Origin of the sequence: Amycolatopsis sp. NPDC059021 (assembly GCF_042739895.1) — a bacterium.
In the GTDB taxonomy this organism is placed as follows: domain Bacteria; phylum Actinomycetota; class Actinomycetes; order Mycobacteriales; family Pseudonocardiaceae; genus Amycolatopsis.
Genome location: NZ_JBHYIQ010000070.1, coordinates 7,346 through 19,708, shown reverse-complemented (window position 1 = coordinate 19,708; position 12,363 = coordinate 7,346). Strand labels below are relative to the sequence as shown.

At 70.3% G+C, this 12,363-nt stretch carries 14 protein-coding genes; 11 read left to right on the top strand and 3 right to left on the bottom strand.

Annotation, left to right across the window (positions count from 1 at the left end):
• Positions 1–115 precede the first annotated feature (115 nt).
• On the bottom strand, positions 116–514 hold the full coding sequence (locus ACFWX1_RS32770; protein WP_378393627.1) for a MerR family transcriptional regulator: 399 nt from the start codon (positions 512–514) through the stop codon (positions 116–118).
• A 45-nt stretch (positions 515–559) separates the two neighbouring features.
• Between ACFWX1_RS32770 and ACFWX1_RS32765 the strand changes: the two genes are divergently transcribed.
• The 5 genes from ACFWX1_RS32765 to ACFWX1_RS32745 all read left to right on the top strand — a co-directional run bounded on the left by ACFWX1_RS32765 (position 560) and on the right by ACFWX1_RS32745 (position 4,598).
• Positions 560–1,924, top strand: a complete 1,365-nt coding sequence (locus tag ACFWX1_RS32765) for a DHA2 family efflux MFS transporter permease subunit (protein ID WP_378393626.1) — start codon at positions 560–562, stop codon at positions 1,922–1,924.
• A gap of 128 nt (positions 1,925–2,052) precedes the next feature.
• Positions 2,053–2,667, top strand: coding sequence for an FABP family protein (locus tag ACFWX1_RS32760; protein ID WP_378393625.1), 615 nt, complete (start codon positions 2,053–2,055; stop codon positions 2,665–2,667).
• Positions 2,668–2,680: 13 nt separating this feature from the next.
• Complete coding sequence (pxpB, locus tag ACFWX1_RS32755; RefSeq protein ID WP_378393624.1) at positions 2,681–3,289, top strand: 5-oxoprolinase subunit PxpB; 609 nt, start codon at positions 2,681–2,683, stop codon at positions 3,287–3,289.
• The gene (locus tag ACFWX1_RS32750; RefSeq protein ID WP_378393623.1) at positions 3,289–4,146 is read left to right on the top strand and encodes a biotin-dependent carboxyltransferase family protein; all 858 of its coding nucleotides are present in this window, start codon (positions 3,289–3,291) and stop codon (positions 4,144–4,146) included. Before pxpB ends, ACFWX1_RS32750 begins: the two co-directional genes overlap by 1 nt.
• A 5-nt stretch (positions 4,147–4,151) precedes the next feature.
• Entirely contained in the window at positions 4,152–4,598 is a 447-nt protein-coding gene (locus tag ACFWX1_RS32745; RefSeq protein WP_378393660.1) for a hypothetical protein, read from the top strand.
• Positions 4,599–5,246: 648 nt separating this feature from the next.
• Here the strand turns inward: ACFWX1_RS32745 and ACFWX1_RS32740 are convergent.
• Positions 5,247–6,095, bottom strand: a complete 849-nt coding sequence (locus ACFWX1_RS32740) for an aminodeoxychorismate lyase (protein WP_378393622.1) — start codon at positions 6,093–6,095, stop codon at positions 5,247–5,249.
• Positions 6,096–6,245: 150 nt separating this feature from the next.
• On the opposite strand from ACFWX1_RS32740, the gene ACFWX1_RS32735 reads away from it, so the two are divergent.
• The 3 genes from ACFWX1_RS32735 to ACFWX1_RS32725 are packed head-to-tail and all read left to right on the top strand — an operon-like array spanning position 6,246 to position 8,927.
• Positions 6,246–7,376 (top strand): YgfZ/GcvT domain-containing protein, encoded by a 1,131-nt coding sequence (locus tag ACFWX1_RS32735; RefSeq protein WP_378393621.1) that lies wholly within the window; start codon positions 6,246–6,248, stop codon positions 7,374–7,376.
• A 55-nt stretch (positions 7,377–7,431) separates the two neighbouring features.
• On the top strand, positions 7,432–7,998 hold the full coding sequence (locus ACFWX1_RS32730; RefSeq protein WP_378393620.1) for an aerial mycelium formation protein: 567 nt from the start codon (positions 7,432–7,434) through the stop codon (positions 7,996–7,998).
• On the top strand, positions 7,995–8,927 hold the full coding sequence (locus ACFWX1_RS32725; RefSeq protein ID WP_378393619.1) for an asparaginase: 933 nt from the start codon (positions 7,995–7,997) through the stop codon (positions 8,925–8,927). Before ACFWX1_RS32730 ends, ACFWX1_RS32725 begins: the two co-directional genes overlap by 4 nt.
• Positions 8,928–8,929: 2 nt before the next feature.
• Here ACFWX1_RS32725 and ACFWX1_RS32720 read toward each other — a convergent pair whose 3' ends face one another.
• Positions 8,930–9,835, bottom strand: coding sequence for a hypothetical protein (locus tag ACFWX1_RS32720; protein ID WP_378393618.1), 906 nt, complete (start codon positions 9,833–9,835; stop codon positions 8,930–8,932).
• Between the two features lie 207 nt (positions 9,836–10,042).
• Here ACFWX1_RS32720 and ACFWX1_RS32715 point away from each other — a divergent pair, with 207 nt between their 5' ends.
• The 3 genes from ACFWX1_RS32715 to ACFWX1_RS32705 all read left to right on the top strand — a co-directional run bounded on the left by ACFWX1_RS32715 (position 10,043) and on the right by ACFWX1_RS32705 (position 12,164).
• The gene (locus ACFWX1_RS32715) at positions 10,043–10,234 is read left to right on the top strand and encodes a DUF3073 domain-containing protein (RefSeq protein WP_378329573.1); all 192 of its coding nucleotides are present in this window, start codon (positions 10,043–10,045) and stop codon (positions 10,232–10,234) included.
• A gap of 126 nt (positions 10,235–10,360) precedes the next feature.
• On the top strand, positions 10,361–11,221 hold the full coding sequence (locus tag ACFWX1_RS32710) for a 3-hydroxybutyryl-CoA dehydrogenase (protein WP_378393617.1): 861 nt from the start codon (positions 10,361–10,363) through the stop codon (positions 11,219–11,221).
• Between the two features lie 73 nt (positions 11,222–11,294).
• Entirely contained in the window at positions 11,295–12,164 is an 870-nt protein-coding gene (locus ACFWX1_RS32705) for an alpha/beta fold hydrolase (RefSeq protein ID WP_378393616.1), read from the top strand.
• The last annotated feature ends 199 nt before the right edge of the window (positions 12,165–12,363 follow it).

Below are 12,363 nucleotides of genomic sequence, written 5' to 3'. Positions count from 1 at the left end.
GCCCCGGTCACCCCCGCCGGCCCCGCCCGGCACAAGCTCGCTTTCTGGGTGGTCTTAAGCTGCTGATGGGGACTTACCTCGCCTGGCTTGCGTTCAAAGTCCCCTTCGTCGCGTCTTATTTGTCGAAAGTCCCCTTCAGCTCCCTGGCCGTGTGCGCCCGCAACTCCGGGCAATCCTTGACCGGGTCTTCTCGCGGACACGCCAGGAAGTGACCGAGGAATTCTTCCGCGGCGGCCAGCTTCTCTTGCTGCGCCCGGATTTCCGACAGTCGTGTTTGGACAGTCGTGCGCCAGTCGCCGTGCTGGGGCCGGCGCAGCAGGACGTCGATTTCGTCCAGGCTCAGCATTCCGGTGCCCCGCAGCATCTTCACCATGGCCAGCCGGTGCAGATCGTCCTCGTCGTAGTAGCGCGCGCCCGATTTCCGCGCCGGGCTGACGAGGCCGCGCTCGTCCCAGAACCGCAAGGCGGACGCGGTGACTCCCAGCCAGGCGGCGACTTCCCCGATGGATCGCATGACACGAGTTGACTTCAAGCCGGGTTGAACCCGCAACCTGTGCGGGTGACCCAGACGAAAACCGTTACCATTACCGGCCGGGCGGCCCTGCTCACCGCGACCTTCCTCGGCACGTTCATGTCGCTGCTCGACGTCAGCGTCGTGAGCGTCGCGCTGCCTTCGATCCGCCGGGACCTGAACACCGATTTCGCCGCACTGCAATGGATCATCGACGGCTACACGGTCGCGCTCGCGGCGGCGATCCTCTCCGGCGGCACGCTGGGAGACCGCTACGGCCGCAAGCTCGTCTACCTGGTCGGTCTCACCGGGTTCGCGCTCGCTTCGCTCGCCTGCGGGCTCGCACCGAACCTCGATTTCCTGGTGGCCGCCAGGATCGTCCAGGGCGTCGCCGCCTCGGCGGTCATCCCCGGTGCCCTGGCACTGCTCGCGCACGCGTTCCCCGAGCCGAAGGAACGCGCCAGGGTGATGGGGCTGTGGGGCACCGTCGCCGGTGCCGCGTTCGTGGTCGGCCCGTTGCTCGGCGGCGCGCTGACCGACGCGCTGGGCTGGCAGACGATCTTCCTGATCAACCTTCCGATCGGCGCGGTCGCCCTGTTCACCGGGCTGCGGGGCATCACCGAGTCCGCGGATCCCGAGCACGGCGCGCTCGACGTTCCCGGACAAGCGCTTTCAATGCTGTGGGTCGGCGCCCTCACCTATGCGGTGATCGAGGCGGGCCGCGTCGGCTTCACCTCGCCGGTGCTCGTCATCGGCGCGGTCGGCGTTGCCGCGCTGGCCGCGTTCCTCTTCGCCGAACTTCGCGCGGAACACCCGATGTTGCCGATCCGGCTGTTCAGGCGCTCCCGCTTCTCGGTCGCGATCCTCGCGTCCTTCGCGCTCGGCTTCGCCGCGTACCCGGCGGCCTTCCTGACCGGCCTCTACTTACAGCAGGCCCGCGGTGCTTCCGCGGCGGCCGCAGGCGTGCAGATGTTGCCGTACGTTCTCGGCAACCTCGTCGCCGCGTTCCTCGCCGGCCGGCTGTCCGCGCGGTTCGGCGCGAATCGCGTGCTGCCGGTCGGCTACCTGGTCACCGCCGTGGGCCTGTCGGGCTTCTTGCTGCTCGACGCGACAACCCCGTTCTGGCTGGTCACCGTGGTCTTCGCGGTGCTCAGCTTCGGCGGCGGGCTGTCGATAACCCCGACGAACCTGGTCGGGCTCGCCGGCTTGCCCGGTCACCGCGCCGGGATCGCGTCGGCCACCGTCAACGCCGCCCGCCAGACCGGCACCGCGCTGGGCGTCGCGGCGCTGGGCGCGCTGGTGGCGCAGCGGGCCGACTTCTCCTCGGGCCTGCACCTGGCCATGGGAGTCGCCGCGCTGGTGCTGCTGGCGGTGACCGTGCTCACCGCGACGACCCTGCGCGAAGCCGGATGAGCGGAGGCGGACTATTCTCCCCGGTGTGGAGATCCTGTTTACGACCTTGCTGGTGATCGCCGGTATCGCGGTGCTGTGGTTTGCCGCGTACGTCGTCTACCGGCTGTACGCCGACCAGCGCTGAGCCCATGACCTCGAGTGGCGACGAAGCCATCGCGGCCGCGGAAAAGCGCGCCGAGAGCACGCGTGACCGGAACCTCCCGCAGTTTGACGATCTGCCGATCCCGGCGGACACGGCGAACCTGCGGCTGGGCCCGAACCTGAACGACGCGTGCCTCGCCTTGCTGCCCCTGGTCGGGGTGTGGCGTGGCGAGGGCGAGATCGACTATCCGACGATCGACGGCCCGGTCAAGTTCGCCCAGCAGCTCACGATCGCGCACGACGGCAGGCCGTTCCTCTACCACGAGGCACGCTCCTGGCTGATCGACGACGACGGCAACGTCATCCGCCCCGCCGCCCGCGAGACCGGGTTCTGGCGGCCGCAGGAGGACGACACCATCGAGCTGCTGCTCACCCACAGCTCGGGGATCGTCGAGCTGTACTACGGGAAGCCGCGCAACCAGACGTCCTGGGAGCTGGGCACCGACGCGGTCATCCGCACCGCCACCGCCAAGGACGTCACCGCGGCGAAACGCCTCTACGGCCTGATCAACGGCGACCTCGGCTACGTCGAGGAGCGGGCCATGGTCGGCCAGGACATGCAGCCGCACGCGTCGGCGCTGCTCCGCCGCGTGGTGGGCTGACCGGACGGATCCCGTGCGCTGGCGGCGATATGGCGAGCACGCCGCGCTGCTCGACTGCGATTCGCTCACCCAGATGAGCGCCGCGCATGCCACGATCGTGGCCGCGCGGCCGGACGGCGTCGCCGAACTCGTCCCCGGCGCCCGCACTCTGCTGGTCGTGGCCGACCCCGGCTCCTCGGCACTCGACGACGTCCGTGCGCTGCTCGAAGACGCCGACCTCACGCGACCACCGTCCGCCGCTCCCCGGGAGATCACGATCGAGGTCCGCTACGACGGCGAGGACCTGGCACTGATCGCCGAGACGGCCGGACTGTCCGAAAAGGACGTAGTCGACCTGCACACCGGAGCCGAATACACCGTGGCGTTCACCGGATTCGCGCCCGGCTTCGGCTATCTGACCGGGCTTCCCGAACCGTTGCGGCAGCCGCGTCTGGAATCGCCGCGGACGCGGGTACCCGCCGGCGCGGTCGGTGTGGCGGGCGAGTTCACCGGCGTCTACCCGACGCCCTCGCCCGGTGGCTGGCGGCTGCTCGGCCACACCGACACGACGTTGTTCGATCCCCACGCCGAGCGGCCCGCGCTGCTCACGCCCGGCGACCGTGTCCGATTCCGGAGCGTGTGATGCGGGCTCTCGAAGTGCTGGCGACCGGCCCGCTCGCGCTGGTGCAGGATCTCGGCCGTCCTGGCTACGCGCATCTCGGCGTGCCACCTTCGGGCGCGCTCGACGTCGCGGCGTTGCGGCTGGCGAACCGGCTGGCGGGCAACGCCGAGTCGTGCGCGGGGATCGAGGCGGTGCTGGGTGGGCTGTCCGTGCGCGCGACGGCGTCGTGCACCGTCGCGGTGACCGGTCCACCGGTGCGGATCCAGGTGGACGGGAGAGACGTCGGTTCCCACGTCGCTGTGCACCTGCGGGCCGGGCAGACGCTCACGCTCGGTACGCCTTCGACGGGTCTGCGGTGCTACCTCGCGGTGTCCGGCGGGATCGCGGTCGAACCGTCGATGGGGAGCCGTTCGCGCGACGTGCTGGCCGAGATCGGACCTGACCCGCTTGCTCCCGGGGTGATTCTGCCGCTCGGGGCTGTGCAAGGCATTCCCGCCGGAGCGGACGTCGTGGTGCCGCCCGCGGCCGCCGCCGAGCTCGTGGTGCCGGTGACGCTCGGACCGCGCGACGACTGGTTCGACGACGTCGCGCGCGGGCTGGGAACGTGGTGGACGGTGACACCGGAATCGAACCGGGTCGGGCTGCGGCTGGACGGGACGCCGCTGCGCCGCGCCGAGGCATTCGCCGAGTCCGAACTGCCGAGCGAAGGCTTACTGACCGGTGCTGTTCAGGTACCCCCGAACGGGCTACCGGTGGTGTTTTTGGCCGACCATCCGACCACCGGCGGTTACCCCGTGGCGGCCACGGTGAGACGGGGATCACTCGATGCACTCGGACAGGTAAGGCCAGGAACCAAGCTGAGGTTTGATCCGTCCTGATGGACGTGGAACAGGTAACGGTCACCGGTGGCGAGGGTTTCGTCGACATGAACACCGGCAAGCAGCCGGACCTGCCGGCGGCGCTGCGGATCGCGCTCGCCACCGGCCAGCTGCGCCGCCCGCTCGCCGACACCCTCGACGCCCTCATCGTCCAGCTCGTCGATGGCGACTACCGGATCCTCGGTCCACTCCGGCTGCCGGAGGGCCAGTTGCTCTCGCCGAGCGCCGACTGGCCACCCGCCGACGGTGCCCGCGTCACCTACTACCGCACCGCGATCCGGCACGGCCACCTTCCGGTCGCCGTCGTGCTCGCCGACGAGGGCCGCGAACTCATCCTCGACGGCCACCACAAGATCGCCGCCTACCGCGCCGAAGACGTGGCACCCTGCCTCATCCGCATCAGCCCCGGCCTCGCCGCCACCGGCACCGATTCCGACGCCGCCGCCTGCTGACCCCTTTGCCTCAGGAGCCCCCACCCGCTCCGGGCACCGTTCACGTTCCAGGACCGCCCGTAGTCGTGGTAGCTCCGGCGAGGTGCGACAAGGGCGTCCCTGGACGCGGTGGACGCACCAAGGGTGTCCCTCGGACACCTTCGCCCAGCCCCAGCTCAGCGCCGTCACCACCACCGACAACGCCGCTGCCCCTTGCTCTGGTGTCCCCCACCCGCTCCGGGGGGGGCGACCCCAAAGCCATTCTATCGGCGGGGTACGACGAGACCTCGGAAAACCGGGGTGGACGTCCGAAGTTGTCCACAACGGCCGGTGTCTGTGGACAGCCACCGTCGAGAGTGGAAAACCGCAGGTGCAAGCGTTTGCGGACACCCTGCTCGGCCGCCTTCGGCGCAGAAGTCCGTGAAGGGCTCCTTGCCTACCCTGAGCGCCGGTAAGGAGTCCTTCACGGCACGACGCGGCACGGCCGGGAGCCGGGAGCCGGGCGACGGCCGCCCTGCCACGTCCCGAACGCTCCGTTCCGGACGTTGAACGTCCCGATCGCGTCGTTCGCGACGCTGCTCGATGCGTCGCCGCGCTGGCGCAGGTCGGACGCGCCGGCCTGAGCTGAAGGGCACTTTCAGGGCGTTGGGCGCGCTGAAGCCCGGACGATCAGGCGTACTCGGCTTCGTAGGCCGCGGCCAGCTCGCCGTGCACCGTGCCGGAGTCGGGCAGTGCGCGGCCGTCCAGCGTGTGCACCCGGGTCAGCAGCCGCACCGACGAGGCCAGGAAGACGCCCTCGCCCTCGAACAGATCCGACACGTGCAGCGGCTCGACCTTCACCGACCAGCCCGCCTTCTCCGCGCCGCGGAACAACGCGGCCTGCGTCGTGCCCGGCAGGATGCCGATGCTGGACGGCGGCGTGTAGAGCGTCCGGTCCTTCGCGAGGACGACCGTCGAGGTCGGGCCTTCGAACACGGAACCGTCGGCCGCGGTGAAGATCACATCGCTCGCCCCGCGTCGTGCGGCCTCACGCAGCGCGGCCATGTTGACGCCGTACGACACCGATTTCGCACCCAGGAGCAACCACGGCGCGCGCTCGGCGAGATCCGGCGGGAAACCACGTTCGAGCGTAATCACGGAGACACCTTCGGTGCGTGCGCGCAGCACCTTCGGGTCGATCTCCATACCGAGCGCGAAGCCGGTCGGCCGTGCGTCGGGATCGCCGTCGACACCCCGGGTGTAAACGAGTTTCAACGCGATTTCCCGGCCGCCACGCCAGTTCTCGATCACCGTCCGCGCCGTGCGCTCCCAAGTCTCGAGGTCTGGCTCCGGCAGGTCGAGCATCGCGGCGGAGCGCGCCAGCCGGTCGAGATGCGGCCGCAGCTCACGCGGCTTTCCGTCGACCACGAGGATGGTCTCGAACACCCCGTCGCCGCGGAGCAGTCCGAGGTCGTCCACCCGGATATGGGCGGCGTCGGGATCGACAGGAGTTCCGTCGAGAAAGACGAGTACGCGCATGGCGACACCCTACTCGCGCGAAATCACAGGCAGCCGATACCACAGGACCGATTACGACGCGGGGAAGCTGGGTACTGAGCCGCGGACCACTCACCCGATACAGGAATCGACCGCGACGTCACACCGAGCCGAAAGACTAGGCTGGTATTCATGCCCTACCACTCACCGCTGCTCGATGCTCCCGGCTCGATCGCGCCGCCCGAGGGACACCCCGAAGCGGGAGTGCCGTGGCATTGGGGCGATCCGTTCGCCGAGCAGCGGACCGCTTCCCGTGGCGTCGTGGTGATCGACCGGTCGCACCGCGAGTTCATCGCCGTCTCCGGCCGCGAACGGCTTTCCTGGCTGCACCTGGTCATCTCCCAGCACGTCACCGAACTCGCCGAGGGCAGCGGGACCGAGGCACTGGTGCTGGACAGCCAGGGCCGCGTCGACACGCACATGGTCCTAGCGCACCTCGGCGGAACGGTCTGGCTGGACAGCGACCCCGGCGCGGCGGCGACCAGCGCACTGCCGTCGGGCGGGCGTCAAACCCTGCGCGAGTACCTCGAAGCGATGAAGTTCTGGTCCGAAGTGGACATTCGCGACGCGACGAGCGAACTGGCGCTGCTCAGTGTCGTCGGGCCGGAGGCCGCCAGGGTGCTGAGCGCCGTCGGCGTCGAGCCGGGGCCGGAACCCTACGCCGTGACAGCGCTTTCCGGCGGCGGGTTCGTCCGCCGGATGCCGTGGCCGGGGCGGTTCAGCGTGGACCTCGCGGTGCCGCGGGCCGACCTCGCCGAGTGGTGGCGGAAGCTGACCGACGCCGGCGCCCGCGCGGCCGGGTCGTGGACATTCGACGCACTGCGCGTCGAGTCGCTGCACCCCCGCCTCGGTGTCGACACCGACGAACGCACGATCCCGCACGAGGTGGGCTGGATCGGCTCGGCCGCGCACGTCGCGAAGGGCTGCTATCGCGGCCAGGAAACCGTCGCGAAGGTGCACAACGTCGGCCGCCCGCCGCGGCACATGCTGCTCCTGCACCTGGACGGTTCCCCGGAGATCACCCCCGAGACCGGTGACGCGGTGCGCGTCGGCGAGCGGGTCGTCGGCCGGGTCGGCAGCGTCATCCAGCACCACGAGCTGGGCCCGATCGCGCTCGCGCTGATCAAACGCTCGACACCGCCCACCGCCGAGCTGCTCGTCGGCGACGAGGACCGCGTCGTCCAGGCCGCGATCGACCCCGACTCCATCCCGGCCGAGGGCGCCGCTCCCGGCCGGGAGGCCGCGCAGCGGCTACGTGGGTGAAGACTGTGAACCTTCGCCCCTGGCGTAGACCCCGGATGTAGAGCAGGATGACCCCGTGATCGAAGTCCGGCCTGGCGGACGGCGGCGCATAGACCGCGTGCTCGCCCCGGGATACCTCTCCGACCTCGGCGAACTGCCCCTAGCGGTACTTCGCGAGCGCCGGGACGAAGCAGCGCAGGAAGAGACGGATCTGTCCTACCTGCGCCGGTTGCTGCACGCCCGCATCGACATCGTGCGCGCCGAGCAGCAGCGCCGCAGCTCCGGCGGTGCCAGCAGCATCGTCGACCAGCTGGCCAGCATCCTCTCCGACAACGCGCTCGGGCCCGCCGCCGGATCGGGCAGGCACCAGCGGCTCGAACCGTCGCGCACGGGCGAGCATCGGCGGCACGCCGAGGCGCTGATCGGTGACACCGACTTGACCGACGTCGGCTCCCTTACCGACGAGAGGCTGGCAGAGGCGCTGACGACGTACGCGGCGGAAGAGGCTTCGGTCTCGAAGTACCGGCGGCAGGTGCAGGGCGTGATGGACACGTTCAACGCCGAGATCGCCCGGCGCTATCAACACGGCGCGGCCACCGTCGACGAACTGCTCGACACCGAACGCGGACGCGGAGAACGATGACGAACCCCGTACTGGTCGAGGTCGTCCGGTCCGGGGTCGTGGAGAGCGTGCATCGCGGCGCGCTCGTCGTGACCGGGCCCGACGGCGAAGTGCAGCTGGAGCTGGGTGACGTCCGGTCGCCGATGTACCCGCGTTCGTCGAACAAGCCGCTGCAGGCACTCGGCATGCTTCGTGCCGGGCTGGCGTTCGAGGGCGACGACAGCGTCGAGAATCTGGCGTTGACCTGCGCCTCCCACTCCGGCGAACCGGAACACGTCAAGCGCGTGCTCACGATGCTGGAGGCCGCGGGGCTGACCGAGAACGACCTGGCGTGCCCGCCGTCGTACCCGCTGGACGAGCCCAGCATGCACGCGGCGCCCGGACCGCGGAAGGCATCGATGAACTGCTCCGGCAAGCACGCCGGGATGCTCACGACCTGCGTCCGCGCGGACTGGCCGGCCGAGGGTTACGAGGACCCCGCACATCCGCTGCAGCGGGTGATCAAGGAGACGATCGAGGAGTTCACCGGGGAGCCGATCGCCGCCACCGGGGTCGACGGCTGCGGCGCGCCGCTGTTCGCCTTCCCGCTGCTCGGCCTGGCGAGGGCGTTCGGACGGCTCGTGCGGGACGAGGAAGCGCGCCCGGTCGCCGACGCGATGCGGGCTCATCCGTGGCTGGTCGCGGGGACCGGGCGCGAGGACACCGCACTGATGTCCGCAGTGGACGGTCTGCTCGCGAAGGGCGGCGCCGAGGGTGTCCAGGCGTTCACCCTTCCAGACGGCACCGCGGTGGCGTTCAAGTTCGACGACGGGCAGAAGCGGGGCGCCGGACCTCTGGCCCTGGCGGTGCTGCGCCGCCTCGGCGTGGACATCGCGGACCTCGACGCGCTGCGGGGTGCGGTGCTCGGCGGCGGACGGTCCGTCGGCGAGCTGCGCGTCGCCGGTCTCTAGCGTCAGTTCGCGCGCTCGTGGGCGGACAGGTCGCCCCAGAAGTCGCGCAGCTCGGAGAACAGCTCGGCCAGCTCCTCCACATTGCCCGACCGCAGCGCGTCGAGGATGTCGTGCACCTCGTCGGCCGTCGTGTCCGACTCCAGGATCGAGTCGCCGAACAACTGCACCAGCCCGCCGTAGTCCAGCTCGACCACGGAACCGGGATGGAAGTTGTCCAGCCACCGGCGCGTCTCGAACAGCACCCGGCCCGGCCCCGAATCGCCGAACGTCGCCGCCAGCAGCTCGCCCGCCTCGCGGGCGCGCTCGCGCGCGTCCCCGATCGCCGTGCGCCAGGACAGCTCCCGCGCCGGATCCTCCCGGCCCGAACCGAGGACGAGCTTGCGTTCGTCGGGATCGACGAGCACGAACCACGGCAGCGGCACGCTCCACGTCGTCGAGAGCGTGTGCGCGGCGCTCGTGGTCAGATCGGCCATCGCCGCCTTCGTCCGCGAACGGATGCTCTCGGCGCTGAACCCCGCGGCCTCGAGGACCGTGTTCTTCAGTGCCGGGTGCGCGTCCCCGAGGAAGGAGACCAGCGCCGCCGCCGAGCGTGCCCGCAGTTCCAGCGGGCACACCAGCGGCAGGGGGCCGACCTCGCCGCCGCGCCCCGGCGGGACTTCGTCGGGATCGAGGACCAGGACGTCGGTGTGCACGCTCGCCGCCGGACGGCCGTCCGGGAGTTCCGCGGGCAGCAGACGCTTCGACACGCCGAGCTGTGACTTGAGCCACAGCAGCTGTTCGCGGCCGCCCGCGTCGGCGCGGCGCAGCTTCGCCGCGGCCACCGCCTCACGCAGGCGCGGATCCGGCGGGTCGCCCAGCGCGAGCAGCGGCTCATACACCCGCAGGTAGGCCACGAAGGGTCGGAGCACCACTGCATCGTGGCACGCCGACCAGCGACTATCGCCACCGACCAGCCGGTAACCAGCGTCCGGCGGACACTGAGGCCACAAGCACACCGTGCCACGTCGCATCGAACCCCCGGGACACGGTACGGTGTCAGCAGGAAAGAATTGTCGAGACGATGCGGGGCCGCCGATTCCCCCGGCCGCCCCGCCCCTGTGCGAGGGGGTCGAGCCATGGGGCGCGGCCGGGCTAAGGCCAAGCAGACGAAGGTGGCGCGAGAGCTCAAGTACAGCTCCCACGAAACCGACTTCGATGCTTTGCAGCGCGAGCTGTCGAGTAGTTCCTCGAACGACACCAGGCGTGACGAGGAAGACAAGCGCTACGAAGACCCATACGACGACTACGACGAGTACCGTCGTCGTTGAGCACTCGTGACACACGAGGGTGGTTCCGGGCCTGGCTCGGCAACCACCCTCGTGCGTCGTGTGCTGCCCAGATTTCGCCGTGACGTTCCTTTGTCGGGCCGTCGCGGCACGACAAAGGAGTGACGGGTGACCGACGTAGCGCGGGTAGGAGTGGTCGGTGCCGGGCTGATGGGCTCCGGGATCGCCGAGGTGCACGCCAAGGCCGGGCTGGACGTGCTCGTCACCGAGGTGAACCAGCCGGCGCTCGACGCGGGCAAGGCCCGGATCGAGAAGTCGCTCCAGCGCGGCGTCAAGAACGGCAAGCTGTCCGCCGAGGACGCGGAGGCGGCGCTCGGCAGGCTGCGCTTCACCACCGAGATCGCCGAGTTCGCCGACCGGGACCTCGTCGTCGAGGCCATCCTCGAGCAGGAGCAGGCCAAGGTCGAGGTGTTCCGGCAGCTGGACAAGATCGTCGAGCGGCCGGACGCCGTGTTCGCCTCGAACACCTCCTCCATCCCGATCATGAAGCTCGGGATGGCCACCGGACGGCCCCAGCAGGTCGTCGGCATCCACTTCTTCAACCCCGTGCCGGTGCTGCCGCTGGTCGAGCTGGTCCCGTCGCTGCTGACCAGCGACGAAACCGCCGCCCGTGCGGAGGAGCACGCGACGTCGGCGCTGAGCAAGACCGTGATCCGCTCGCAGGACCGGGCCGGGTTCATCGTGAACTCGCTGCTCGTGCCGTACCTGCTCTCGGCGATCCGGATGATCGAGTCGGGCTTCGCCTCCGCCGAGGACATCGACCGCGGCATGGAGCTGGGCACCGCGCATCCGATGGGCCCGCTGCGGCTGTCCGATCTGATCGGGCTGGACACCATCAAGGCGATCGCGGACTCGATGTACGCGGAATTCAAGGAGCCGCTGTACTCCTCGCCGCCGCTGCTGCTGCGCATGGTGGACGCGGGTCTGCTCGGCAAGAAGACCGGGCGCGGGTTCTACTCCTACTCGTAACCGCAACTTTCGTAGTCCTCACCGGGTACTTTCTCGGCTGGCCACGCTCCGGCGCCGCCGATTGACTGGCGGTATGCCATCCGAGAACGTCACCACGTTCGTCTTCGCCGCGGGCGCGAACGGCGTGTCCGCCGTCCCGAACGACCTCGTCCTGTGTGGACACCGCTGCGTCGGCGTCGACCTGCCCGGCCAGCGGAGCACCGACGGCCAGTACCGGCTGTCCTATCAGGCGCCGCAGGACCTCGAAGCGTTCGCCACGGAGCGGTCTTCGCTGGCCGACGTGTCGGTCGCCGAGCAGATCGACGCGACCGTCGAGGTCGTGCGGCGGGCCGCGGCGCACGGGCCGGTCGTGCTGGTCGGCGCGAGCATCGGCGGTGCGGCGATCAGCCTCGTCGCCAACCGGGTCCCCGAGCTGATCGACCTGCTCGTCTACGACACCGCGCTCTGCTGCACCGCCCTGGCGACGCCGAACGACTACATGGCCACTCCCGAAGCCGCGTCGAGTCAGACGCAGGCGCTACTCGGTTTTCTCGCGGCGGACCCGGCCCTGGTCGGCGCGCTCCGGTTCAACTGGCGGACGAACGATCGGGACCTGCTGGAAGCGGGCAAGACGGCATTCCTCACCGACGGCACCGACGCGGAACTCTTCGCCTTCCTCAACGCGATGGCCCCCGACGAGCTGATCGCCAAGAGCACGACGGACTCCCGCGGTGATGTCGCGACCTGGGGCCGGATCCCCCGGGTCTACGTGCGGCACCTGCGCGACAACATCATCCCGCTCGCCCTGCAGGACCGGATGATCCGCGAGGCCGACGCCGCGACGCCGGGCAACCACTTCGCCGTGTTCGATCTGGACGCCGGTCACGTGCCGAACGCGGCGAAAATGGCCGAACTCATCGCGCTGCTGGACCGCTGCGTACCTACTCTGATGTCCCGGCGCTGAACGACGTCATCCGCGCGGCGCCCGATCCGAGGGACGCCCGCGGTGCGCTCAACGCACCGAGGGACGCCTTCGGTGCGTCCAACGCAGGTCCGTGGGGGGGGGGGGGGGGGGGGTGGTGGAGGGGGGTGTCGGGCTGTGTCACAGAGCCGCCCGCTCGTGTGGGGGGGCGGCGCGGGCGCGCGAGGGGGGGGCCTGCTCG